Here is a 25,889-nt window from a genome sequence, read left to right as displayed (position 1 = left end):
AATCATTGATGAAAAGGCTGTAAATGAGCGATAGCGTCGAGATCTTTACCGATGGTGCCTGCAAGGGCAACCCTGGCCCCGGCGGCTGGGGTGTGCTGATGGTCTGCAAGGGCGTCGAAAAGGAATTGTGGGGCGGCGAGCTGGAGACCACCAACAATCGCATGGAGTTGATGGCGGCGATCAAAGGTCTGGAAGCACTCAAGCGTGAGTGCGAAGTGTTGTTGGTGACTGACTCTCAATACGTGATGAAGGGCATCAACGAGTGGATGGTCAACTGGAAAAAGCGTGGCTGGAAAACTGCGGCCAAGGAACCGGTCAAGAACGCCGACCTCTGGCAGTTGCTCGATGAACAGGTCGGCCGCCACAAGGTGACCTGGAAATGGGTGCGCGGGCACATCGGTCATCACGGTAACGAGCGTGCCGACCAACTGGCCAATCGCGGCGTTGACGAAGTACGCGGCCTGCGCTGAGCATAGCAGCCGCCACTCGGCCTTAAGCTGAGGTAGAATGGCGGGCTAACCAGACAAGCTGTACGCGACAGGAGACCACCGGCGTGGAGATTCAGAACAACAGGTCGGTCGTCCTGGACACCGAAACCACCGGTATGCCGGTCACTGATGGCCACCGGGTTATCGAGATCGGTTGTGTCGAGCTGATGGGCCGGCGCCTGACCGGGCGCCATTTTCACGTCTACCTGCAGCCCGACCGTGAGAGTGACGAAGGCGCCATCGGCGTCCACGGTATCACTGATGCCTTTCTGATCGACAAGCCGCGGTTTGCTGAAGTCGCTGATGAGTTCTTCGACTTCATTCAGGGCGCGCAGCTGATCATCCATAACGCGGCGTTCGACGTTGGCTTCATCAACAACGAGTTTGCCCTGATCGGCCAGCACGAACGCGCCGATATCTCTCAGCACTGCACCATCCTCGACACCTTGATGATGGCCCGCTCGCGCCACCCAGGGCAGCGCAACAGCCTCGATGCGTTGTGCAAACGCTACGGTATTGATAACTCCGGCCGTGAATTGCACGGCGCGTTGCTCGACTCGGAGTTGCTGGCCGACGTCTACCTGAGCATGACCGGTGGCCAGACCAGCTTGTCGCTGGCGGGGCAGGGCGCCGATGGCGAGGAAGGCAGCGAATCGCGTCGCGGCAGTGAAATCCGCCGTATCGCCGGGCGTCAGCCAGGGCGCATTATTCAGGCCACCGAGCAGGAGCTGGAAGCACACCTCGCGCGCCTGGAAGCGGTTGCCAAGTCGACCGGTGGCCCGGCGTTGTGGCAGCAGATGTCCGAGGCAAACTGAAGCAGATTACTGCGCAAGGGGGCTGGCGAGCTTCTACCCTGAAATGACCGATCCGTCATTTTCAGCAGGCGCCCCCTCATGTACAAGGACCTCAAGTTCCCTGTCCTGATCGTTCACCGTGACATCAAGGCCGATACGGTCGCTGGCGAACGGGTGCGCGGCATTGCCCAGGAATTGGCCCAGGACGGCTTCAGCATTGTGCCGGCAGTCGATTATGATGAGGGGCGCCTGGTCGCCTCGACCCATCACGGCTTGGCCTGCATGCTGATTGCGGCTCAAGGCTCGGCCGACAACAGCCATTGGTTGCAGAACATGGTCGAGCTGATTCGCTTGGCGCGGTTACGTGCTCCGCACCTGCCGATCTTCGCCTTGGGCGAACAGGTGACATTGGAAAACGCTTCTGCCGATGTCATCAGCGAGCTGAACCAGCTACGCGGAATTCTCTACCTGTTCGAAGACACCGTGCCGTTTCTGGCCCGGCAAGTGGCGCGGGCGGCACACAATTACCTCGATGGCCTGCTGCCACCATTTTTCAAAGCGCTGGTGCAGCACACCGCCCAGTCCAACTATTCCTGGCACACCCCGGGGCATGGCGGCGGTGTGGCATATCGCAAGAGCCCGGTGGGGTTGGCGTTTCATCAGTTCTTTGGTGAAAACACCTTGCGTTCGGACCTCTCTGTTTCGGTGCCTGAGTTGGGTTCGTTGCTGGATCACACCGGGCCCCTGGCGGCGGCCGAAGCCCGCGCGGCAAAGAATTTTGGTGCCGATCACACCTTCTTCGTCATCAACGGTACGTCCACAGCCAACAAGATCGTCTGGCACGCGATGGTCGGTCGCGATGACCTGGTGTTGGTGGATCGCAACTGCCACAAGTCGGTGGTACACGCGATCATCATGACCGGCGCAATCCCCTTGTACCTGTGCCCTGAGCGCAACGAGCTGGGTATCATCGGGCCGATTCCGCTGAGTGAATTCAGCCCTGAATCGATCCGCGCCAAGATCGAGGCCAACCCCTTGACCCAGGGGCGGGCACCGAAGGTAAAAATGGCCGTTGTCACCAACTCCACCTATGACGGGCTGTGCTACAACGCTGAACTGATCAAGCAGGTGTTGGCCGGTAGTGTCGACGTGCTGCATTTTGATGAGGCCTGGTACGCCTACGCGCCTTTCCATCCGTTCTTTGCCGGGCGCTACGCCATGGGGACGACACGCAGTGCCGACAGCCCGCTGGTGTTTAGCACTCACTCGACCCACAAGTTGTTGGCCGCCTTTAGTCAGGCGTCGATGATCCATGTGCAGGACGGCGGCGCTCGCCAGCTGGACCGTGATCGCTTCAATGAAGCATTTATGATGCACATCTCCACATCGCCTCAGTACAGCATTCTGGCCTCGCTGGATGTGGCCTCAACGATGATGGAAGGGCCAACCGGGCGGTCGTTGATGCAGGAAATGTTCGACGAAGCCTTGAGCTTTCGCCGGGCCATGGCCAATTTGCGCGAGCATATGGCTGCCGATGACTGGTGGTTCAGTATCTGGCAACCACCGCAGGTCGAAGGTATGCAGCAGGTGAGTACTGCCGACTGGCTGCTTGAGCCACAAGCGCAGTGGCACGGCTTTGGCGATGTCAGCGATGACTATGTGTTGCTCGATCCGATCAAGGTCACCCTGGTCACTCCCGGGCTCAACGAGGTGGGTGCGTTAAGTGCGCACGGCATCCCGGCTGCGGTGGTCAGCAAATTTCTCTGGGAGCGTGGCTTGGTGGTGGAGAAGACAGGGCTCTACACCTTCCTTGTCCTGTTTTCTATGGGGATCACCAAGGGCAAGTGGAGCACCTTACTTACCGAGCTGTTGGAGTTCAAACGCAACTATGACGCCAACACCGATCTACTCGAGAGCCTGCCCAGCGTCGCCCGACTCGACCCTGTGCGCTATCAAGGACTGGGTTTGCGTGACCTGTGCGATCAATTGCACGCCTGCTACCGCAGCAACAGCATCGCCAAACAGCTCAAGCAGTTGTTTGCCTGTTTGCCGCAAGTGGTGATCAAACCCGCCGATGCCTATGACCGGATGGTACGTGGTGAGGTGGAAGCGGTGCCGATCACGCAATTGCTCGGACGTATCAGCGCGGTGATGTTGGTGCCGTATCCCCCCGGTATTCCATTGGTCATGCCGGGCGAACGCTTTACCGAAGCGACCCGTTCAATCATTGACTACCTGACCTTTGCCGCCGCGTTTGACAGCGGTTTTCCCGGCTTCGTCGCCGATGTGCATGGTCTGCAGCAGGAGAACGGGGTGCAGGGGCGAGTCTATACCGTTGACTGCATCAAGGAATGCGGATGATTTCGACACCGCTGCGGGCCAGCTCGAAACGGTTCTCGCCCAGGTGATTGACCTTGTCACCGATGGCCAGCTTATAGGTGGTGATAGGTAGGGATGTGGCACTACCGTCGGCCTCAAGGGTGGCTTCCTGGAACTCATGAACGGGGTAGATGCGGCCTTCTGCGTCCCGTGCATGAAACTGTCCGACCAGTACTGCTGTCATTTACCGTGCAACCTCTAAAAATTTTCTGTCAGGCATAGACCACTGATTTGCCGGGTAAGTTTTGCGGGCGCGGAAAAAAACTTCAGATGCGGGGTAGATCATCTATACCTACAACTTCCTTTGTCCTACATGCAGGAAATCGCCATGAGTCAGGTGTATTCGGTAGCCGTCGTCGTCGGCAGCTTGCGCAAGGAATCCTTCAATCGCAAAGTTGCCTTGGCACTTTCGCAGCTCGCGCCCGCGAACCTCCGGTTGAAGATAGTCGAGATTGGCGATTTGCCACTGTACAACGAAGACATTGATGTCGATCCGCCAGCAGCCTACAAGGCCTTCCGTGAGCAGATCCGCAGCAGTGACGCGGTTTTGTTTGTCACCCCGGAGTACAACCGCTCGGTACCGGGGGTGTTGAAAAACGCCATCGACGTGGGATCAAGGCCCTATGGACAGAGTGCCTGGAGTGGCAAGCCGGGTGCGGTGATCAGCGTTTCACCGGGTGCCGTAGGCGGTTTTGGCGCCAACCATCACCTGCGCCAGTCGCTGGTGTTTCTCGATGTGCCTTGCATGCAGCAGCCAGAGGCCTATATCGGCGGCGCGGCGAGCTTGTTCGATGATGATGGCAAGCTGTCGGAGAAAACTCGCCCTTTTTTGCAGACTTTCATTGACAAGTATGCGGTGTGGGTCGAGCGTCATCAGCAGTAATGCGCTGGCCCTATCGCCGGCAACGCCGGCTTCCAGCGTGTCGGCGACAGGGCCCTGATGTTTTACACCGCTTGCGGCATTTCCCCGCGCGCCAGACGCTTGTTGATATCGGCAATCACGTCCGGTAGTTCGTTGATGGTGTCGATCAGGTAGTGCGGGCGCGAACCCTCGAACAGGGTGTGGATGCGCTTGCGCTCGCTGTCGAGTGTGTCTGAAGCCAGGGCGCGGTAGCCTTCATAGGTGAGGCCCAGAGCGTTGCCCGAACACACCAGTGCCACCGTCCACATGCCGGCGCGACGACCTTCAAGGATGCCAGGCACGGTATCGTCGACCTTGACGCAGGCCGCCACATCGTCAATGCCCAAGGCAATCACGTTTGCCAGCGCCTGGGCCGGCCACGGACGACCGTTAGGGGTTTCGTCGGTGGCGACCACATGGTCGGCGACATAGCCATTCTGCGCCGCCAGCGCTACCACCTTGTCCATCACCACTTTCGGGTAGCCGGAGCAGGAGCCGATCTTCAGGCCGTCCTTGCGCAGGCCCGTCAGCGTGTCCAGGGCGCCGGGGATCAGCGCGGAGTGCACGGCGATCTTTTCGATCTGCAAGGGCATGAAGCGTTCATAGATAGCGGTAACGTCATCGTCTGTCGGGGTACGGCCAAACACGTTGCGATAGCGCTCGGCAATCTGCGGTTGGTTGCACAGGGTGCGGATATGGTCCCACTTGCCCATGCCCATCGGGCCACGGGCTTCTTCGATGGAGACTTCGATATCGAACTCGGCGAATGCTTCGACGAAGATCTGGGTGGGGGCGAAGGAGCCGAAGTCGACCACGGTGCCAGCCCAGTCAAGAATGGCCGCTTGCAGGTGCGTTGGGTTGCTGTAGTTCATGTGCAGATTCCTAGAAAGAGTGTCAGGCGCGTTAGATGTCCAGTACTTCCATTTCTCGCAATACCTCGGCCACCGCGTTCACTGCCGCTTGCATGCCATCCGGGCCGACGACGCCGATGCAACCGACACGGAAGGTTTCGACCTGGGTCAGCTTGCCCGGGTAGAGAATGAATCCCTTGGCTTTGACCCGTTCGTAAAAGTCCTTGAACTGATAGCGTGGATCGTTCGGGGCGTGGAAGGTCACGATGATCGGAGCCTGGATCTCGGTCGGCAGAAAGCTGCGCAAGCCAATTGCCGCCATGCCGTCGAGCAACGCCTTGCAGTTGTTCGCATAACGCTGGTGACGCGCAGGCAGGCCGCCTTCTTCGTTGTATTGCAGCAATGCTTCGTGCAACGCCGCGACAACGTGAGTGGGTGGGGTGAAGCGCCACTGGCCAGTCTTGGCCATGTAGGCATGTTGATCCTGCAGGTCCATGGCCAGTGATGGCGAGTTGCCCTCGGCTGCGGCCAGCGACGCCTTATTGGCGAAGACAAAGCCCATTCCGGGCACGCCTTCCAGGCATTTGCCTGAGGCGGCAATCAGGGCATCGAAAGGTACTTCGCGAGCGTCGATTGGCAGTGCACCGAATGAACTCATGGCATCAATAATCAGACGCTTGCCATGACCGGCGATGACCTCGGCAATCTCGGCCAACGGGTTGAGAATACCGGTGCTGGTTTCGCAATGGATCAGCGCCACATGGGTGATGCTCGGGTCTTCGCTCAGCAGGCGACTTACGTCTTCAGCGGTAGTCGGTTGGTCTTCAGCCGTTTCAAAGGTGCTGTAAGCGCGGCCCAGCACCTTGCAGATCTTCGCCAGGCGTTGACCGTAAGCACCATTGATCAGCACCAGGACCTTGCCATCGCGCGGCACCAGCGTGCCAATCGCCGCTTCCACAGCGAAGGTACCGCTGCCTTGTAGCGGCACGCAGTGGTGGCTGTCGGCGCCGTTGACGATGGCCAGCAGTTGCTCGCACAGGCTGGCAGTCAGTTGGTTGAAGTCGCGGTCCCATGAACCCCAGTCCACCATCATCGCTTGGCGGGTACGGGACGAGGTGGTCAGGGGGCCGGGGGTCAGCAGGATTGGGGCGTTACTCATTCCGGTGGTCCTCACAAGCGGTGGGCTGAATCTACGGGGCCTACGTTGCAATTCTGCGCGTCATCAATCAAATTGTTTGTTGTTATGCCAGCCATAAGTCAGGCCGATAGATATGAACTTGTTTCAGCTCCGCGCGTTTGATGCGGTCGCCCGTGAGGGCAGTTTTACCCGTGCTGCGGCGCGGCTGTTCATCAGCCAGCCGGCCGTCACCGGGCACATCAAAGCCCTGGAGGAGCACTACCAGATCACCTTGCTGCGGCGCACGGCACGACGGGTGGAGTTGACCGAGGAGGGCACGCGTCTGGCCGCGATCACCCGGGCCATGTTTGGCCTGGCCGAGGAAGCCCAGGCCATGCTTGAGGCCAATCGGCAACTGCTCACAGGACGCCTGGAAGTGGCCGCTGACGGGCCGCACCGGGTTATGCCGATGCTCGCCCAGCTACGTGCACGTTACCCCGGCATCACCGTCAATCTGCGGTTGGGTAATGCCCAGGAAACCCTGGCTGCGTTGCTAAGCGAACATGCTGATGTGGCGGTGTTGACCGAGGTCGAGCCGCGCAAAGGACTGCACCTGCAAAGTCTGGGCGAATCAAGAATCTGCGCCTTGTTGCCGGCAGGTCACCCTTGGGCGGCTGAGGTTCAACAACTGCCGATCACCGAGCTTGACCGGCAAATCATGGTGCTGCGCGAGCCCAGCTCAATCACCCGTCGTACCTTCGACCAGGCCTGTGTGCATGCTGAGGTCCAGCCACGAGTACTGCTGGAACTGGACAGTCGCGAGGCCGTGACCGAGGCAGTTGCCGCAGAGCTTGGCATCGGCATCGTCTCGTCAGTCGAGATCAGTCATGACCCGCGGGTGGTGGCACGGCCGATTGTCGGGTCGGGGTTGGTCAATCAGCATATGATCGGCTGCCTGGAGCGTCGCCGCGAACTGCGTCTGATCCAGGCGTTCCTGAGCCTGGCACCGACGGTATGAAGCGACGCTGGCATTTTCTGTGGTGGCCCCTAAGATGGCCGTCAAACAAGACAGGTAAGGCGAAATACAGCTGATGGCGGGTAAAGACACCATCTCCATGCAACTGGTACGCGAAGCGCTGCTGCAAAGCTGTGCACCGGGCGCGCCGAGCGCGGCGTTGCTCAGCCGCATCGGTATTGATCCAGGCCTGCTTGAACAGGCCGATGCACGGGTCCCAGCCAGCGCCTATGCACAGCTCTGGCGTTTGCTGGCGCGGCGTTGCAATGACGAATTCTTCGGCATGGACCCGCGCGGTTTACGTCCTGGCAGCCTGGCCTTTCTGTGCCGGGCGGCAATGGCTCAGCCGACCCTGGCTGCCGGGTTGGACACGGCCTTGACCTTCCTGTCGTTAATGCTCGAAGACCTGCAGCCGGCCTTGGTGCGCCAGCAGAGTCTTGCCGAGATCGTTATCGGTGAACCGCGTGAACAGCCGCGCCGTGCCTTTACCTATTTCACCTTTTGGATGATCGTCCACGGTGTCGCCTGCTGGCTGGCAGGGCGGCGGATTCCGATCCTGGCCATCGAACTGCGCTGCGACGAACCGCCTTTCTGCGATGATTACCGGGTGATGTTCTCGGAAAACCTGCAGTTCAATCGCCCACGCACGCGGATGATCATCGCCGCGGATTGCCTCGACCTGCCGCTGCGGCGCAGCGAGGAAGAATTGCAGCGTTTTCTCGCCGAAGCGCCCGGTAATATTCTGGTCAAGTACCGCGACCCGGCCAGCCTGGCTCGGCGAATTCGCCAGGATCTTCGACAGATGAACCCTGGCAACTGGCCCGATGCCGATAGCCTGGCGCGCCACCTTTGTCTGTCTGCTTCAACCTTGCGCCGTCGCTTGGCCGAGGAAGGGCAGACCTATCAAGGCCTCAAGGACAGTGTCCGACGCGAACTGGCGATTACCTGGCTAGCCGAGGTCGAGTTGGGGTTCGCCGAGATCGCCGAGCGTCTTGGTTTCGCTGACAGCAGTTCGTTTTACAAGGCTTTTCGCAAATGGTTCGGTTGCAATCCGGGGCATTATCGAACGGTGATCCTGCAAGGGCAGACACCGAGCTAAGAGCGAGCCCTTTCCTTCTGCATTCCCTGACGTTGGCAGTGGAAGCTTGACGGCTTCAATCCATCACGTGGAAGACCGTCATGACGCTAAATCCATCCAGCGCTGCGTCACCCTTCGAGGCAGAAAAGCTCGTCGATGTCACCGATGATTTCATTAAGACGCGCTTGCCTGCCTGGCTGACCGAGGCTTCACCCGAACAGATCAATACCTTGCGCGACTGCTTTCGAGCACACCATGTGAGCCAGGAGCAACTGCATCAGCTGACTGCCGGGATCATTCCCCCGGACGACTTCGCCGTCAAACGGCTTGAACCCTTGTTGCAGGTCTTTGGTGTGACGCAAAAGCTTCGCGACCTTTATTGGCGAGAGTTGCGGCGCTCATTTCGGGTGTTTCCAGGAGACAGGCTGCCAGAAGACAACATCCTTTTCGTGCACGCGCCGGCCTTGCAGCGATTGATGCAGAACTTTGAGCCCGACGTGAGCTTTTACCTGGGCTCAGGCTTGGCTACTACGGACATAGACCCTGAACCGGTGACCAATCGCGCTGACCTGGTGAGCGATCAAACGGATGTCATCCTATTGTTCTGTCGCGAACAAAATATAGGTCAGGACTACCAGGTTCATCTTGAACAGCTGTTTGACGAGCGGATGCAATCGACCTTGGCGCAGGACAAGCGCAAAGGGCTGGCTTTAACCGCGCAGATCGCTGCGATGAAAGGGGAAATTACTCAACCGGACCTGCTGATGTTACGGCAGTTGGTGGCTGACACCACCTGGCCCCACACGCCGGGCCCAAGCTGGCGGGTCTTGCAATTTAAGTTGCTGGGCTGTGAAGTGGAGGATGCACTTGCCCTTGAGCATTTTGACGCACAAGGGCATGTCCAGCGGGTGTTACTGTATTTGCCGGGCGCTCCAGAGCGTTCGCTGCGGTGTTTCGACTCCTGGTTGCAGTTGAACGACCACTTGGCAATCGACCTGCGTAAGCGCGACGTTGAAGCGTACTTGCGCCCAAGGGTCGCCCTCAAGCATTTGCCAAACTTACTTAACACCTTGGGCAAAAGGCTCGCGGACCCTTCACCTGATCTGGAGCCTTCCGGGGATGTGTGTGCCAGCGATATTTTTGAGGCCTTGGCTGCTCGTCAAATTGAGCGTATCAAGGATGATGCGCGCAAAATCCTGGTGCCAACAGCGGATGCTGATCACGCAGCCTCCGAGAGGCGTATCGAGCAGATGAAAGACGTTGGTCTGCTCATGCTCAATGTGGCAGGCCTGTTCGTTCCTGTGGTGGGAACTCTGCTTTTGGCAGAGACGGTTGTGCACGTCCTTTCACAGACCTACGAAGGCGTCCGTGATTGGTCTCGGGGCCATCAGCATGAAGCCCTGGAACACTTGATGGGGGTTGCCGAGATCCTGGCGGTCGGTGTTGTAGTCGGCGCAGGAGGGCAAGCAATCGCACGAGGGTTCAATCGCAGCAATTTCGTAGAAGGTCTGGTACCTATCGAGACAGAAGCCGGTGCCAAACGGCTGTGGTCTGAAGACCTGGACGCCTATGCTGCGCAAAACGTGCCTGAGCACACCCAGGTGCTGGACAATGGCTTACACACCGATGGTCAGCGTCAATGGTGGCGGCACGAAAACACCTACTACGAAGTTCGGCAACGTCAGGGGCGTTGGCAGTTGCTGCATCCGCAAAGGCAAGAGGCCTACAGCCCACTGCTGCAGTTCAATGGCGAGCGCAGCTGGCGTCTTAGTTTCGAGCGTCCCTTTGAATGGCAAGGTAGTGCATTGCTGTTGCGTCGCCTATGGCCTGAAGCAGCCAATTTCGAGGTGCGGCGGATCGAGCAGATCTTGCAGGTCGCCGATGTCGATGAGGATCATTTGCGCGGTCTGCTGTTGGAGAATCGGCCGCTGCCAGTGAGTTTGCGCGACACCCTGGAACGCTTCCGTCTAGAGGCGCGGATCGATACCTTTTTCACCGAGTTGGCTCAGCCCTCGATCGGGGATGGCGATCAGGCGTTCCACGCCTGGTGCCTGGCCGAGATCGACATTGCGGGCCTGAGCGCAGCCGAGCAACGAACCGACATACTCTTTCAGGCCGACCGATTACGAGAAGGGCTGTTCGAGCATTTTAGCCGTCAGTACTTGCCCGCCGATGATTTACTGACTTTAGTCCTGCGCGATTTCCCCGGCCTGCCGGATGCCTATGCCTTGCACCTGCTGCAACAGGCGACCGATGCTGACCGGCTACGCATGCTTGAAGAGCGGCGCATTCCATTGGTGCTGGCGGAACAAGCGCGCGGGCTGCTTCGTGAAGCTCGGCTAACCCGGATGCGTGAAGGGTTGTTTCTACCAAGCAGCTACCAGGCCGACTCAGTCGATCTTGCGTTCAATCTGTTACGCCGCTATGCCAATTGGCCGAGCAGCATCAATCTTGAATTGCGTGAAGGTGTTGACAGTGGTCGTCGTCTGGCGGTGCTGCATCCGCAGAGCGACGATGTCAGTGTGATGGTGTGGCGGGCGGGACGTTTTTGGCTGTATGACAGTCAAGGGCATGAACTGGACCTGGAGGTTGCCGAACCGGCCGGCTTGCCTGAGGTGTTACTTGCCGTTCTGCCGGACGCCGAGCGTGAGCGATTGGGTTGGCGTGGGCGTAATGCTGCACAGCAGTTACGCAGCAACTTGCAAGACTGGATGCCAACCAGCCGGGAACAACTGGAGCGATTGTTGGGCTGGCGCAAGGTCAAACCCTGGTTCAATCCGGGTCAGCGCCTGGCGGATGGTCGGGTGGGTTATTTGCTTAGCGGGCGTGGAAGAGGGCGCAACGCGAGCGAACGTCTACTACGCGCTCGCATACGCGCTCGCATACGCGCACTCTATATAGGTTTTAGTGAAAGTCAGGTTGAGGAATTTTTCAACATGCTGATGCAGTCGCCTGGTTCGGCCTTTGAGCGTTTGCTCAACCAGGAGCACGAGTACCTGCAGTTGGATACATCGCTGGCCGCGTGGGAGACGGAGGCTGCACATCCTGACAGGCACCTCGCGCGCCGGGCTGCTGCCGAAGAGCTGCGGCGGTGCTGGCGCTTGCAGGGCGACCCGCTGAGGAATAACGAAGGGCAACCGGAGGGCATGCGCCTGACCCTGGCCGGCGCGGCGATTCATGAGTTGCCAGAGTTACCTGTACGGGTAGACTTTTTCCATGTCGCCGAACTCAATCTGGTCGGCCTGCAGTTGGAGCGGCTTCCGGAAAATTTCCTGCAATGTTTCGCCGGCATTCGTTGGCTGAATCTGAGTAGCAATCAGCTCACCGTGGTGCCTCATGGTCTTGAGCGGCTCCCTTGGCTGCGTACCTTGCAGCTGAATGACAACCGCATTCGGATGACCCGGTCCAGCGCGGATGCGCTGGCGAACTTGTTGCGCTTAAGTACCCTGAATCTGAACGGCAATCCGCTTGGCTCGATCAGTCTGCAATTTCGCCGTCAGTCGCGCTTGAACGGGCTGCACCTGCGCCGATGCAACCTGCAGACCGTGCCATCGGGTTTGATTGGGTGCCGCTTTCTAGAGTGCGCAGACCTACGCAACAATCAAATCGCCATTGTGCCGGAGGAAATCCTGCAAGCACCGCGTTCTTTCCGGAGAGTGGTGTCGTTGCAGGGCAATGCGCTGTCCGCTGCAACCATCACGCGCCTGCATGCACCTGATCCGTTGGTGGTCCGCCCCGTTGCACCGAATAGGGCGCCAAGCCGTGATGTGTGGAGCCACGACCCGGATCCGCGAGTGCAACATCAACGGGGTGTTACATGGGATCGCCTGCAGGCAGAGCCCAATAGTCACGATTTCTTCCAGTTGATCAGTGAGTTGTCTGGCACCAGTGATTTTCACCAGGCACGACAAAGCCTGGGGCGACGGCTCTGGGAGATGCTTGATGCCGCGCAGGCAAGCAGTGAGCTGCGCCAGGAATTGTTCAGCTTGGCCGCGAACCCGCGTACATGTGTCGATAGCGTCGCCTCGTGTTTCAGCGCGTTGGAAGTCCGGGTTTTTGTCGCACGCGCTTTACAGCGCAGTGCCCCCGGCCAGGCCGGTGTTGCACGTCTTGACATAGCCAGGCGATTGTTTCGCCTGGACCAGGTCGAGCAGATTGCCCGTGAGGATATCCAGGCGCGTAGAGCGCAAGGGCGCGGAGTTGATGAAATCGAGGTGAGCCTGGCGTACCGCACCGGCCTGGCGCGTCAGCTTGGGCTGCCAGGTCAGCCTGGCACGATGCAGTTCCAGGCGATCGCCGGCGTCAGCGAATTGCAACTGGCTGACGCTGAGCAGGCTGTGCGCGAGGCCGAAGACAGTGATGCCTTGGCACACTACATCAGTCAGCGGGATTTTTGGTTGGAGTACTTACGCAGTGAATACGCCGAGCGATTTAGTGCCGTCGAGGAGCCCTTTTGGGACCGGCTTGAGGCGCTGAATGAAGGACAAGGCAGCAGTGAGGGCGCCTACCTGGAACTGACCAATCAGTTGGCCCGTGAACGGGAGCTAGCGCTCAGGTCGCTTGCACTGCAGCTAACCCAGGAGGCACTGGCGGCTGAGCGAGCAGGCGAAGGGGGCCATTGAGTAGACGTTTGCAATACGGCCAAACCAGTCATCCAGTTTGACAGCTTTGGCCATTGTCCCGGAGGCTCTCCGGCGCGACTATCGTTAGATTCAGGGTGCTACTCCAACAATAAGAACCAGGAGTCTGACGATGCGTGATTATTCCGACGCCGCGAGCGGTTTCGACTATCTGCGGGTGGCCAGCGCAGACCTGCATGGTGACCTCTCTGCACTCAATGCCTGTATTGAGTGCTGCGATCGCCATGTGGGCAGTAACAAGATCGCTTTGAACTGGGAGGGCCGTGAGGGTGCGCACGCTCAGTACAGTTTCGAACAACTGCAACGACTGGCTGCACGTTTTGCCAATGTCCTGCGGGCACAAGGTGTGGGGCCTGGGGACCGCGTTGCCGGTCTCTTGCCACGGGTTCCCGAACTGCTGATCACAGTGCTGGCCAGTTGGCGGCTGGGGGCGGTCTATCAGCCGTTGTTCACCGCTTTTGGTCCTAAAGCCATCGAGCACCGTCTGCATCAATCGGCAGCGCGGGTGGTAATCACTGATCGTGGTAACCGCAGTAAGCTTGATGAGGTGGGCGATTGTCCGGTGGTGATCTGCATCAGCGCCGATGAAGGCGCTGATGATGTGGACTTCCATCAAGCATTGGAGCGCGCCAGCGACCTGTGCGAGCCGGTCCTGCTAAAGGGCGACGCGCCGTTTCTGATGATGTTTACCTCGGGCACCACCGGACCGGCCAAACCCCTGCTGGTGCCGCTGCGGGCGATTGTAGCCTTTAAAGGCTACATGCGTGATGCCATCGACCTGCGCGATGAGGACAATTTCTGGAACCTGGCCGATCCCGGCTGGGCCTATGGCCTGTACTACGCAGTAACCGGGCCGTTGGCTCTGGGCCATGCCACCACCTTTTACGATGGTCCGTTCAGCGTGGAGAGTACGTGCCGCGTCATCAACAAATATGCCATCAGTAATCTGGCCGGTTCACCCACTGCCTACCGTTTGCTGATTGCGGCCGGCGACGATTTCTGCGTGCCCATCAAGGGCGGTTTACGGGTGGTCAGCAGTGCTGGTGAGCCGCTTAACCCAGAAGTGATCCGTTGGTTTGCCGATGAGTTGGGTGTGACCATTCATGACCATTACGGGCAGACCGAGCTGGGCATGGTGTTGTGCAATCACCATGGTCTTGAGCATCCGGTGCACCTGGGATCGGCGGGTTTTGCCATTCCCGGGCACCGGATTGTCGTGCTCGATGAACAGCATCGCGAACTGCCAGCCGGGCAACCAGGCATTCTGGCCGTGGACCGCGAGCAGTCGCCGCTGTGCTGGTTTGGTGGCTATCACGGCGTGCCAACCCATTCCATTGTCGGCAAGTACTACCTGAGCGGCGATACCGTTGAATTGAACGCCGACGGCAGCATCAGCTTTGTCGGTCGCAGCGACGATGTGATCACCACGTCGGGCTACCGGGTTGGTCCTTTCGACGTGGAGAGCGCGCTGATCGAGCACCCGGCGGTGATTGAGGCGGCCGTGGTGGGCAAGCCGGATCCGGAGCGTACTGAACTGATCAAGGCCTTCGTGGTTTTGGCCAACGGCCACGAGGCCAGTGAAGCTCTGGCGGAGACCTTGCGCCAGCATGTGCGTCAACGTCTTTACGCCCATGCCTACCCACGGGAAATCGAATTTGTCAGCGAACTGCCCAAGACACCGAGCGGCAAGCTGCAGCGTTTCATCCTGCGCAACCAGGAAATTGCCAAACAACACGCCGCACTGGCCTTGACCGCCAGCGCTTGAGGAAGAACATCATGCAGATTGCCAACAAGAATTTCATCGTCAGCGGTGCAGCCTCGGGGCTGGGCGCGGCGACTGCCGAAATGCTCATTGAAGCCGGTGCCCAGGTCATGCTCGTCGACCTCAACGCCGAAGCGGTGCAGGCCAAAGCGCAAGCACTGGGCAGCAAGGCGCGTTATGCCGTCGCCGACATCAGTCAGGAAGCGGCGGCCAAGGCCGCCGTCGATGCAGCGATTGCTGCATTTGGCAGCCTCCATGGCCTGGTCAACTGCGCTGGCATCGTCGGTGCCGAGAAGGTCCTGGGTAAAAACGGCCCCCACGGGCTAGACAGCTTCAGCCGGGTGATCAACGTCAACCTGATCGGCAGTTTCAACCTGCTCCGTCTGGCCGCCGCCGCCATGGCTGAGGGCCAGGCCAGTGACGAAGGGGAGCGTGGGATTATCATCAACACGGCCTCGATTGCCGCTTACGACGGCCAGATCGGTCAGGCCGCCTACGCCGCTTCCAAAGGCGCCATCGCCAGTCTGACCCTGCCGGCAGCGCGTGAATTGGCGCGCTTCGGTATCCGCGTGATGACCATTGCCCCCGGCATTTTCGAAACGCCGATGATGGCCGGCATGACCCAGGAAGTACGCGACTCCCTGGCCGCTGGCGTACCGTTCCCACCACGCCTGGGACGCCCGCAAGAGTACGCCGCGCTGGCTCGGCACATTATCGAAAACAGCATGCTCAATGGCGAGGTGATCCGTCTTGACGGTGCCTTGCGTATGGCCGCCAAGTAATTGCAGGAGTACCTATCATGACCCTCGCCAGTGACCCGATCGTAATCGTCAGTGCCGTGCGCACGCCCATGGGCGGCCTGCAGGGCGACCTGAAAAGCCTGACTGCCCCGCAGTTGGGCGCCGCAGCCATTCGTGCTGCCGTAGAACGTGCTGGCGTTGCCGCTGACAGCGTCGAGCAAGTGCTGTTTGGCTGCGTCTTGCCTGCCGGTTTGGGCCAGGCCCCGGCGCGCCAGGCCGCCTTGGGAGCCGGCTTGAATAAGTCGACTACCTGCACCACGTTGAACAAGATGTGTGGTTCGGGCATGCAGGCCGCCATTATGGCGCATGATCTGCTGCTGGCCGGCAGCGCCGATGTGGTGGTGGCTGGCGGCATGGAAAGCATGTCCAACGCACCCTACCTGCTGGACAAGGCCCGTAGTGGTTATCGCATGGGGCACGGCAAGATCATCGACCACATGTTCTTCGACGGCCTTGAGGATGCCTACGACAAAGGGCGCCTGATGGGCACGTTCGCCGAGGACTGTGCCCAAGCCAACGGTTTCAGCCGCCAGCAACAGGACGACTTTGCGATCGCTTCGCTGACCCGCGCGCAACAGGCGATCAGCGCTGGCAATTTTGCCAGTGAGATCGTCCCGGTGGAGGTCACCGAAGGTAAGACCCAGCGTCTGATCAGTGACGACGAGCAGCCCCCCAAGGCACGCCTGGACAAGATCCCTCAGCTAAAACCGGCCTTCCGCGATGGCGGTACCGTCACTGCGGCCAACTCCAGTTCGATTTCCGATGGCGCTGCAGCCTTGGTGTTGATGCGCCGCTCCCAGGCCGAAAAGCAGGGCCTCAAGCCGCTGGCAGTCATTCATGGCCATGCTGCCTTTGCCGATACCCCGGCGCTGTTTCCGACCGCACCGATTGGCGCTATCGACAAGCTGATCAAGCGTACCGGCTGGAACCTGGCCGACGTTGACCTGTTCGAGATCAACGAAGCCTTTGCCGTGGTCACTCTGGCGACAATGAAGCACTTGGACTTGCCCCATGACAAGGTCAACATCCACGGCGGCGCTTGCGCCCTGGGCCATCCGATTGGCGCATCGGGCGCGCGAATCCTGGTCACGTTGCTGGCGGCGTTGCGCCAGAAGGGCCTGAGCCGTGGCGTCGCGGCCATCTGCATCGGTGGTGGTGAAGCCACCGCCATGGCTGTCGAGTGTCTGTATTGAGGTGCACCATGCTAGTCAATGACGAACAACAGCAAATCAGTGAAGCCGTCCGCCAGTTCGCCCAAGAGCGCTTACGCCCGTTTGCCGAGCAATGGGACCGCGAACATCGCTTTCCCAAGGAGGCTATCGCAGAGATGGCTCAACTGGGCCTGTTCGGCATGTTGGTGCCGGAGCAGTGGGGTGGCAGTGATACGGGCTACGTTGCCTATGCCATGGCGCTGGAAGAGATCGCCGCCGGCGATGGCGCTTGCTCGACCATCATGAGCGTGCACAACTCAGTGGGCTGCGTGCCGATCCTAAAATTTGGCAATGACGCGCAGAAGCAGCAGTTTCTTACCCCGCTTGCCAGTGGTCAGATGCTCGGTGCCTTTGCCCTGACCGAACCCCAGGCGGGCTCCGATGCCAGCAGCTTGAAGACCCGTGCGCGCCGTGACGGCGACCACTATGTGCTCAATGGCTGCAAGCAGTTCATCACTTCCGGGCAAAATGCCGGGGTAGTGATCGTTTTCGCTGTTACTGATCCTGGTGCCGGCAAGCGCGGCATCAGCGCTTTTATCGTTCCGACCGATTCCCCCGGCTATCAGGTCGCCCGGGTCGAGGACAAACTCGGCCAGCACGCTTCCGATACCTGCCAGATCGTCTTTGACGATGTGCGCGTGCCGCTGGCCAACCGCTTGGGCGAGGAGGGCGAAGGCTACAAAATCGCCCTGGCCAACCTCGAAGGTGGCCGTATCGGTATCGCTTCGCAGTCGGTCGGGATGGCACGCGCGGCTTTTGAGGTGGCCCGAGACTACGCCCGCGAACGGCAAAGCTTTGGCAAGCCCTTGATCGAGCACCAGGCTGTGGCCTTCCGCTTGGCTGACATGGCCACTCGCGTGGCGGTGGCGCGGCAAATGGTCCTGCATGCCGCTGCGTTGCGTGATGCTGGGCGTCCCGCGCTGGTCGAAGCGTCGATGGCCAAACTTTTCGCCTCGGAAATGGCCGAAAAGGTCTGTTCGGATGCCTTGCAGACCTTGGGCGGTTATGGCTATCTGAGTGACTTTCCGCTGGAGCGGATCTACCGCGATGTGCGGGTTTGTCAGATCTATGAAGGCACCAGCGATATTCAGCGCATGGTTATTGCGCGCAATCTTTGAGCGGAGCAGCTTGCATGTCATTTGAAACGATTCTGTTGGACATCCACGGCAAGGTCGGCCTGATTACCCTCAACCGGCCGCAGGCGCTCAATGCGCTCAATGCGCAGATCGTCGGTGAGATCAATCAGGCCCTGGATCAGCTCGAAGCCAATTCGAACATTGGTTGCGTGGTGCTGACCGGTTCCGCCAAGGCCTTTGCCGCAGGTGCCGATATCAAGGAAATGGCTGATCTGCGTTATCCGCAGATCTATGTCGATGATCTGTTCAGCGATGCTGACCGCATTGCCAATCGGCGCAAACCGATCATCGCTGCCGTATCGGGCTTTGCCCTCGGGGGCGGCTGTGAGTTGGCGATGATGTGCGATTTCATTCTCGCCGCCGATAACGCCAAGTTTGGTCAGCCGGAAATCAATCTCGGTGTGCTCCCCGGCATGGGCGGCACTCAGCGTTTGACCCGTGCTGTCGGCAAGGCCAAGGCGATGGAACTGTGCTTGAGCGGTCGCCTGATGGGTGCAGAGGAAGCCGAACGCGCCGGTCTGGTCGCACGTGTGGTGCCGCAGGCTGAACTGTTGGAAGAAGCCTTGAAGGTGGCGGCAACCATCGCCAGTAAGTCGATCCCGATGACCATGATGGTCAAGGAAAGTGTCAATCGCGCCTTCGAAGTCAACCTGGCTGAAGGCGTACGCTTCGAACGTCGCGTGTTCCATGCCGCCTTTGCCACCGAAGACCAGAAGGAAGGCATGGCAGCGTTTATCGCCAAGCGGGAAGCGCAGTTCAAAGACTGCTGAACAACAGGGGGCGCTACTGCGCCCCCTGGTGCTGTTACAGGTTGAAGAAGTATTTTGCCGCTGATGCAGCAGTAACCGGTGCACGGTAGACGTCAATGCTTCTACCGCTGGCATCGGTCACGCTCGCCCCTGCAGCAAGGCGTTGATCCGCCGTCTTCAAATGCCCGGCAACGAACGCCTCGCGCGGGGTATTCATGGCCTGATAGTGGAAATGCGCATACCACAACGCAGTGCCCTGATGGCTGATTTCATACTCGTCGAGGTAGTCATCTGCTCGTCCCTTGACCTTGGCCAAGTGTCGGCGCGGGCCCACTGCGCGGACCTGGATCTGGCCACGGTCGATCAGGTATTGAACCTCAGCCATTCTTGGATTCTGCCGTAATGCGGCTTGGGTCCGCAGCTCCAGCGTCTGGGACGTGAGGGTCTGTACGAGTTCATCAAGCGCCTTCATGGTCAACGCGCCATCATCCGTTACAGTTGCTTCATCCGTCTGGTTGTCGTCGGTCAGGTGCTGTTCGATCGCCTCGCGTTCGGCGTTCAACAGCGTTTTATGATGCTGGAGCAGCTCTTCGATCTCGACGGGCAGGTAGCTGGTTGAAGCATTGGTTTGCAAGCTATGGAGCGTCTTGCGGGCGTTGGCCATGTAGATACGACTGTTACGCAATAAGCGCTTCAGTGATTGCGTTGTGCGCGTTGCTGGCTCGGGCGTCGCGACGGCAGAAACTTCAACCCAGTCTTCCTGTTCTCGTCGATAGGTGCGTGTGGCGGTTTTGTTATCCGGGCCCGGGATGTCGACCAGTGTGTCGTCATCGACACGGGGCTCTGCCAACAGCAGGCCGTGCTCGGTGGTGTCGATCAACCCTGGTACCTGACTACGAAGTTGCTGGACCGTACTGGCCACGGGGTAGTCTGGAAGCTCCGCAAGGTCTTGGCGCACACCTTCGGCAATGTGTTCGACATCCGCCTGTAGCTGAGCCAGGGCCTGCAAGGCTGCTGGCTCAATGAGGAGCGATTTGAGGTTGCCCAGTTGGCGTAAACAGACCCCCATCTGATCACTGATGCTCCGCAGCAGGCGTACCTGCAATTCAATCCCCGCTTCCTCAAGATCGCTCAGGCGCACCCGTTGAGCAATGCCAAGTTCAAGGTTCTTCCAGCTGCAATCCAGCCAGTACGTTGCCTGATCATCCAGTGAGTGGAGCAGCTTCAGGCGATTGAAGTGGTTTTCTACCCGAAGATAGCGCCACATAAGGTGCGTTGAAGGCTCCTCGCGGTTGGTCTGTACCCAGTCATTGAGCTGGGCAATCGTTGTTTGTTGGCGACTGGCGAGGCGATTGAGTTGCCGCCGGGCGTCAGTCAACACCTCAGCTCCGGCGATCATCTGATCAAGCAGCGGCGACATGGCATCCAGGCGATGGTTGATAATGCGGCTATCGGCTTCAGGGAACGCTTGCTGTTGCGAATGTTGCTTGGCCAGGTCCACCAGTTGCGCGCGCAGCGGGCGAAAGAGTCTGGTCAGGGCGGTAACGTTTGATTGCTCGCTGCGTACAAGCTCGTAGAGCGCAGTAGCTCTCACTACTTTGTAGTGTGGAACAGGTTCGTGTTCGTTGACCTCTTCCAGCGTGTGCAGGTACTCACGCCAGAACTTTGCATAGCCTTGGGTCTTTTCCAGACAGCTACGCATCAGTCGTTCATCCGTGGCGGTTGCGGCCATCCCCAGCACCCTGTCACGGGTGGCTTTCTGGCTTTTGACTTGTTCGGTGTCACTTGCGAACTTGGTTTTGAGTGCGTTGTATGCTTGCTGGCGTTGCAGTTTCTGTTCCTGTACCCGCCTGCTTAAAGGCATGCCACCGCGTAGTCGCAGTGCCAGATCGAGCTGCCAGCGACCGACTTCGTCGCGTATCAGCCAAGGACCGGGAGCGTCTGATGGAGAGGCGGCGACGATACGGGGTTGTTCGCGATGCGGGTCAATGCTGACCCGGTATACCTGGTTGTCCAGGTGGGCCCAAAGCTGGTCGCCGTACAGGTAGAGTCCGCGCAGCGGACCCTTTGGCACGGGGCTGCCCAGTTGCGACAGTGAAACATTGGCTTGCAGTTTTACCAGGGCTAGGTGTTGTGCTGCATCCAGTGTGTGATCAGGGCGGGCCCAACTGAACGCCAATGTGTTTACGCTGGCAGGACCAGGCTCCAGCGGGGTTACTGCTTGATCGGGAGCTAGGGCCGGCAGGGGAGCGACATTCTGCAGATCCAGACGCAAACCCTGATAGGCATGGGAGAACAACACTACGGCAACGTTGACCAGCAGGTTGATCAGTGCGATTCGATGGCCTGTCGGATCGCGCTGGGCATCGGTATTAATGAAATCAGCCAAGGCAACACTCATCTGTACCAGCCAGGCAGCTCTGGCCAGGGTGCCACCGGCCAGTGGCAAGAGTGTGTTGAACAGCAGCCAACCAAGTGTCTCCCAGCGCTTCCAGCGCGTTGCCGCAGTACTGCGCGACTGTGCCTGGAAGTGCCGGATCGCCTCTTCGACGCAGGTTTGGTAGAGCTTGGAACCTATGTTTGCTACCGGCGTTTGCTGGGACAGACTCGGCGGCCTCGGAGCACCGAAAGGTACTGCGAAATCGTCTTCGACGGACAGGTAGAGGTGGGGTTCAAGGAAGCCGCCGTTGGCATAGATCCGTCGCGAGGCTTCGGGCAGGCGCTCGAGCAGGTCGTCCTGCAAATCTCCCGAGCTGCTGATGGCCTCGAGCACGGCCAGGCGATCAGAAAACTCCAATAAAGGCTGCGGATGCAAAGGGCGATAAAGCACACACGGGCTTGACGACATCCGTTGGGTCTCAATCAACCAGCAATTGTGCGGCTCGTCTGGTGTTGCGCCAGCCTGGCTGATCAAGCCTAACGGGCGCATTACCCAATCGCTTGGCTGAGGCCTGGGCTGCGCGTTGAACACCTGGGTGATGCCGCTAACGGCGTCCTCGCTCAAGCTGTTATCACGCAGGTGCAGTTCCAGCGCATACGCCGGGATTTGCGTGCGCAGCTGTGCATCGAACAATTGCTGGCGCAATTGCCGCTGGTCCGCATCATCGAGCATGTTGTGGGTGAGCATCTGCGGATAAGCGCTACCGATGTCCAGCTTGCTCACCAGTTGACGCATATACCCTTCGTCCATCCAGCTCGGCAGGGCGTGCCCTGTCGCTGACACCAGCTCGATCCGGCCAGGGGCGAGCAGGCCAAGATTGCCGATGGCCAATTGAGCCAGGGAGAACCGCACCGGGCGAACCGTACCGTCGGTGATCAGCGAATCTTGGCTAGGAATGGCCGTCGCTATGACTTGGTGGTTGATGACCACTACGTCGCGCACGTCCAGCTCGCTGCCAGGGTGATCGATATTGATCTGACGGGCCAGCTGCTGGTAGCTGAAGGTCTCTGCGTCGTCGATGCCATCAAGCCAGAATTGTCCGGCGGCATCCTCATAGCTTTGGGCAACATCGAGGAGCATCGCGCCATAGCGGCGCATGAGTGGCCCCTTGCTGTGACTTAGCCAATCAGGGAGGTGATTGGCAAGTTGCGTGCGCCGCTCCTGTTCCGCGGCGCTGCACAGGCCGATCATTGATGTCATGCGGTCCAGTTCCATGCTCATCAAGGGGGCGCTGTATTCGGATTGATATTGCTGCATCAATGCGGTGATGACCCGCAATTGTTGATCCAGTACACCGCGCGCCTGGGCTTCGAAGCAGTTATTGGTGATGTGCGTCAGCTGGAGTTGTGGGCGTGATACGGTCAATGCCGGCCAGAGTCGGCCAAGCCCGGTGAAAAGTGCCTGTTGTGAGGCAAGGGGGAGCACTTCACCGGTAGTTGAGTAGACCAGGGTGGTATTGTGAGACGTGCTGGTATCAAGCCGTTGGATTAGCAATGCACTGGCCAGGTCACGGTCAAGATAGGCGCTTGCCGACGTGTCGAGCATCAGGTGTTGCACGCTCAGGTTGCCAGTATTTGGCCACAGGTTGCGGTCGTGCAGGGAAGGATAGGTGTAGACAAGGTGGGCCGCCGCCGCGTCAGCCTGGCTGAGCACGCCGGCGTCAAAGCCCATGTCGATGGCAGATTTGAATTGTTGTTTGAGATAGTCGGCATACCATTGCCACGGCGATTGCCCAGAACGGTCTGCCTCGCTCCAGAAGTCGACCAGCGCGCGTTGGTAGCTTTCCTGTAGAAACGGTCCCGTTTCATTGATCAATTGCTCCACGGCATGCAGGTCGATATCGACAGCCCCTTGTGGATTGAGGCTCTCATTGAGGCTGAGAAAGTCTTCTTCAGGCGTGAGGTTGAGCGTGGCACGACGGCAAAAGCGCTCTGCTAGGACTTTGAACAGCCGTCTACTGTAAGTGCGTTGCGGGGTACTATCAGTACTGACCAAATACAGCGAGAGAGGGTCATGATCACTGATCTGGTGCTTGAGCCATTGTTCCACCAAGAGACGGGCACACACTTCGTACAGCGTCGGGCGTAGAACGAAGCGATTGGCAACGGCGCAATCGAGATCGGTATTGAGGGAGAGGCGTTCTTGCAGGTTCATGTGTAGTCGCGCTCCATGAGTAGGGGACGTCATGAAGCCGCTTTCGTTACTGCAGGCGGAGCTATCGGGATAACACCTGATCGGTGGTTGGGTGCTATGGTGCACTTGAACACGGGGCCGGTCTGCGAGGCCGATTGGCGGATTCCACGTCGTTTCGCGCTAATGTGCTGTCATTTTTGTTGCCCAGTACGGCGTGGCGCCTTAGACTGCCGCCCCTCGTAAATAGAGTGCCGAAGGGTGCTTGAAGAATTCCGCTGTCGGCGAACTGTCGGTGATGGCAATCCAATCGCTTAAATGCACGTTATTTTCATAGAGAAATCGATGACCAAGGAAAAGTTGCTGGCCATGCCGGCCGATGACTACATGAACGCCGAGCAACTGGCGTTCTTCACCGAGTTGCTGAAGTCGATGAAAGTCGAGACCCAGGAGCGCATCGAACAGAACCGCGTAGCCATCGAGAGTCTGGACAGCCCAGCTGACCCGGCAGATGCTGCCTCCGTCGAGGAGGAGCGCACCTGGTTGGTTAACGCTATCGATCGCGACCAACGCCTGTTGCCACAATTGGAGATGGGGCTGGAACGCATCAAAGATGACAGCTTTGGCTGGTGTGACGACAGCGGTGAGCCGATTGGCCTCAAACGCTTGCTGATCAGCCCGACCACCAAGTACTGCATCGAGGCTCAGGAGCGTCACGAGCAGATCGACAAACACCAGCGTCAGGCCTGATAGGCAATGCCCTCAAGGCCCCGGGGAGTGATCCTTGGGGCCTTGGTGTTTTTTTCCTGGCAACCAGGCACCTAGCCGTGGGTGTGAACGCCCCTCTCCTGACACGGGGTTTGTTGCTTTTGATGCAACACAGCTATTCCGGCAATAGCTTTTTCCATTGCCGGAGCGGGCGTATGATGGCGATATCGTTAGGTTGCTAATTAAGTTCCGGAGGGAATGATGAATAGCCAAGTCGATATCGCCGTGATGATTGGCAGTGCTGTGCCCGCGTCGTTGCAAGCGGTTGGCCAGCGTGTGTGCTGGGTGGTGCTGGTCAATGGTGAGCGGCGTGGAACTGCCTTCGCCAGCCGTGAAGAGGCGCTGGAGTGTCAGCGCGCATGGCAGGGCAGTTGCGTGCTAAGCAACGGCCTGGGGGGTTGCGCCAGGCCGTTTGAACGTGATCTCAACGTTCCAGTGTGCGCGCCAGTTCACACGCATCGATGTGCCGACAACGGAAACCTTTCACCTGTCCGGTCGCGTGATCGGTGATATGGAAAAAGTTGATGCCGGCGGGTACCACGATGTAACGCGTGCTGTGCTCGTTGGGGTTTGAGTTTTTATTTTCGAAGTAAGAAATGCAGCCTGCCTCTCGACGGATTTCGGTATTTTCGTGCATATTCCTTCCCTGTGATATGTAGATGAGACCCAGGTGCCCGTTCTGCCGAGGGGCCTGAATGTATCTATCGCATTTTCTTGGCAGTTTTGATGTCAGAAAGTACGTTTCCGTCGACGGAAATCTGCCGAATGCCTGTTGTGAGGTTTTGGCTGGCCCGCAGGGAGGATGATTCCTGCAAGCTGCGCCACTCGCCCGCACAGACGCTTTATGCATTTACTCATTAGTCTTTCAGACTTCGACATTGAAGTGGCGTTGCCTTCATGGAGCTATGCAGCCTTCGTGGTGACGTCGTGTAATCGGTTTGAGGAATTCTTCATTGGCAGTCAGTAATCTGGATATGCACGCCTTGTTCGTGCTCGGCGATCTTCGGGCCAAACTGGTCAAACAGTTCCAATCGCGTTTTGTTTATGTCACCGAGCAGAGCGCGGAAGGCCTGTACATGGCCGAAATTGACACTGAAACAGCACTGGTTGTCGATGACAAACAGCGGCTGGAGCTTAAGGTTGGTGATCATTTCCGCGCGGCGGTGTTGCCCAGTCGCGAAGGTGGCAAGCTGGAAGTTCGTTTCCGCGACATCAAACTAACCGTCTATGGCCTGGGCGATTATGCGTTTGTCTCGACAGCTGAAGGCGAAGGTATCGTCTTTCGAGAAGGGCAGAGTGTGGTGCTGGTGTTCGCCGCCCACACACAATTGCAAGAAGGCCTGAGCAAAACTCTCAAGGCAGTGACTCGCAAAGTTGCCAAATGGCAAAAGGGTGAACTGACTACGTTCAAGGCCAGCGAGTGATCAAGCCTGCTGACGTACCACTGGGGCGCGCCGATTTTCATGCGCAGCATCAGGTCCAGGCTCGTGAACAGGCCGAGCAATGGCTTGCACAGCGCGCCCACTTGCAGTCGAGTTGGTTCAGCTGGGTGGCCACCCAGCTGTATCAGTTGAGCCCGCCTGAGTACGCGGCCATGGTTCGCCGCGAACTGCAGGCGCTGACCGAATAG

General features: G+C 58.9%; 20 protein-coding genes. 15 read left to right on the top strand and 5 right to left on the bottom strand.

The annotated features are described in order from the left end of the window. Nucleotides 1-23: 23 nt before the first annotated feature. From rnhA to CX511_RS17635, 3 genes are all read left to right on the top strand, one after another. The gene (rnhA, locus tag CX511_RS17645; RefSeq protein ID WP_045188667.1) at nt 24-470 is read left to right on the top strand and encodes a ribonuclease HI; all 447 of its coding nucleotides are present in this window, start codon (nt 24-26) and stop codon (nt 468-470) included. 83 nt (nt 471-553) lie between these two features. Next, nucleotides 554-1,303: a DNA polymerase III subunit epsilon gene (dnaQ, locus tag CX511_RS17640; protein WP_082071417.1), complete on the top strand. Its 750-nt coding sequence runs from the start codon at nt 554-556 to the stop codon at nt 1,301-1,303. A gap of 78 nt (nt 1,304-1,381) precedes the next feature. Then, nucleotides 1,382-3,643 (top strand): Orn/Lys/Arg family decarboxylase, encoded by a 2,262-nt coding sequence (locus tag CX511_RS17635; RefSeq protein ID WP_101293128.1) that lies wholly within the window; start codon nt 1,382-1,384, stop codon nt 3,641-3,643. On the opposite strand, the gene CX511_RS17630 is transcribed toward CX511_RS17635, so the two are convergent. Further along, nucleotides 3,627-3,845, bottom strand: a complete 219-nt coding sequence (locus CX511_RS17630; RefSeq protein ID WP_045188662.1) for a hypothetical protein — start codon at nt 3,843-3,845, stop codon at nt 3,627-3,629. The genes CX511_RS17635 and CX511_RS17630 overlap by 17 nt on opposite strands. A gap of 144 nt (nt 3,846-3,989) precedes the next feature. Here CX511_RS17630 and CX511_RS17625 point away from each other — a divergent pair, with 144 nt between their 5' ends. Beyond that, nucleotides 3,990-4,544, top strand: coding sequence for an NADPH-dependent FMN reductase (locus CX511_RS17625; RefSeq protein ID WP_101293127.1), 555 nt, complete (start codon nt 3,990-3,992; stop codon nt 4,542-4,544). Nucleotides 4,545-4,606: 62 nt separating this feature from the next. Here CX511_RS17625 and phnX read toward each other — a convergent pair whose 3' ends face one another. Together phnX and CX511_RS17615 are read right to left on the bottom strand one after the other, a co-directional pair. Beyond that, nucleotides 4,607-5,434, bottom strand: coding sequence for a phosphonoacetaldehyde hydrolase (phnX, locus tag CX511_RS17620; RefSeq protein ID WP_101293126.1), 828 nt, complete (start codon nt 5,432-5,434; stop codon nt 4,607-4,609). A 31-nt stretch (nt 5,435-5,465) separates the two neighbouring features. Continuing rightward, nucleotides 5,466-6,572, bottom strand: a complete 1,107-nt coding sequence (locus CX511_RS17615; protein ID WP_045188656.1) for a 2-aminoethylphosphonate--pyruvate transaminase — start codon at nt 6,570-6,572, stop codon at nt 5,466-5,468. Between the two features lie 112 nt (nt 6,573-6,684). Between CX511_RS17615 and CX511_RS17610 the strand changes: the two genes are divergently transcribed. The 8 genes from CX511_RS17610 (at nt 6,685) to CX511_RS17575 (ending at nt 18,942) form a co-directional block, all read left to right on the top strand. Then, on the top strand, nt 6,685-7,548 hold the full coding sequence (locus tag CX511_RS17610; RefSeq protein ID WP_101293125.1) for a LysR substrate-binding domain-containing protein: 864 nt from the start codon (nt 6,685-6,687) through the stop codon (nt 7,546-7,548). A 73-nt stretch (nt 7,549-7,621) separates the two neighbouring features. After that, nucleotides 7,622-8,644 (top strand): AraC family transcriptional regulator, encoded by a 1,023-nt coding sequence (locus CX511_RS17605; protein WP_045188652.1) that lies wholly within the window; start codon nt 7,622-7,624, stop codon nt 8,642-8,644. A gap of 80 nt (nt 8,645-8,724) precedes the next feature. Continuing rightward, complete coding sequence (locus tag CX511_RS17600; RefSeq protein WP_101293124.1) at nt 8,725-13,245, top strand: NEL-type E3 ubiquitin ligase domain-containing protein; 4,521 nt, start codon at nt 8,725-8,727, stop codon at nt 13,243-13,245. A gap of 130 nt (nt 13,246-13,375) precedes the next feature. Then, nucleotides 13,376-15,028 carry an AMP-binding protein gene (locus CX511_RS17595; RefSeq protein ID WP_101293123.1) on the top strand — a complete coding sequence of 551 codons (1,653 nt, stop codon included), beginning with the start codon at nt 13,376-13,378 and terminating at the stop codon, nt 15,026-15,028. An 11-nt stretch (nt 15,029-15,039) separates the two neighbouring features. Then, on the top strand, nt 15,040-15,807 hold the full coding sequence (locus CX511_RS17590) for an SDR family NAD(P)-dependent oxidoreductase (protein ID WP_045188647.1): 768 nt from the start codon (nt 15,040-15,042) through the stop codon (nt 15,805-15,807). A 17-nt stretch (nt 15,808-15,824) separates the two neighbouring features. Then, nucleotides 15,825-17,018, top strand: a complete 1,194-nt coding sequence (locus tag CX511_RS17585) for an acetyl-CoA C-acyltransferase (RefSeq protein WP_045188646.1) — start codon at nt 15,825-15,827, stop codon at nt 17,016-17,018. 8 nt (nt 17,019-17,026) lie between these two features. Next, the gene (locus tag CX511_RS17580; RefSeq protein WP_045188644.1) at nt 17,027-18,154 is read left to right on the top strand and encodes an acyl-CoA dehydrogenase; all 1,128 of its coding nucleotides are present in this window, start codon (nt 17,027-17,029) and stop codon (nt 18,152-18,154) included. A 14-nt stretch (nt 18,155-18,168) separates the two neighbouring features. Continuing rightward, nucleotides 18,169-18,942, top strand: a complete 774-nt coding sequence (locus CX511_RS17575; RefSeq protein WP_045188640.1) for an enoyl-CoA hydratase — start codon at nt 18,169-18,171, stop codon at nt 18,940-18,942. 34 nt (nt 18,943-18,976) lie between these two features. Here CX511_RS17575 and CX511_RS17570 read toward each other — a convergent pair whose 3' ends face one another. After that, the gene (locus tag CX511_RS17570; protein ID WP_101293122.1) at nt 18,977-23,515 is read right to left on the bottom strand and encodes a DUF6543 domain-containing protein; all 4,539 of its coding nucleotides are present in this window, start codon (nt 23,513-23,515) and stop codon (nt 18,977-18,979) included. Between the two features lie 321 nt (nt 23,516-23,836). Here CX511_RS17570 and CX511_RS17565 point away from each other — a divergent pair, with 321 nt between their 5' ends. Beyond that, complete coding sequence (locus CX511_RS17565; protein WP_045188636.1) at nt 23,837-24,241, top strand: TraR/DksA family transcriptional regulator; 405 nt, start codon at nt 23,837-23,839, stop codon at nt 24,239-24,241. Between the two features lie 442 nt (nt 24,242-24,683). Here CX511_RS17565 and CX511_RS17560 read toward each other — a convergent pair whose 3' ends face one another. After that, entirely contained in the window at nt 24,684-24,896 is a 213-nt protein-coding gene (locus CX511_RS17560; RefSeq protein ID WP_045188634.1) for a hypothetical protein, read from the bottom strand. 316 nt (nt 24,897-25,212) lie between these two features. Between CX511_RS17560 and CX511_RS17555 the strand changes: the two genes are divergently transcribed. After that, a complete protein-coding gene (locus tag CX511_RS17555) occupies nt 25,213-25,683 on the top strand; it encodes a hypothetical protein (protein WP_082071415.1) in 471 nt (156 codons plus the stop codon). Beyond that, a complete protein-coding gene (locus CX511_RS17550) occupies nt 25,680-25,889 on the top strand; it encodes a hypothetical protein (RefSeq protein WP_101293121.1) in 210 nt (69 codons plus the stop codon). The genes CX511_RS17555 and CX511_RS17550 overlap by 4 nt, the downstream gene beginning before the upstream one ends.

The organism is Pseudomonas sp. S06B 330, assembly GCF_002845275.2.
Classification (GTDB): Bacteria; Pseudomonadota; Gammaproteobacteria; order Pseudomonadales; family Pseudomonadaceae; genus Aquipseudomonas.
This window is presented reverse-complemented; position numbering and strand designations above follow the sequence as displayed.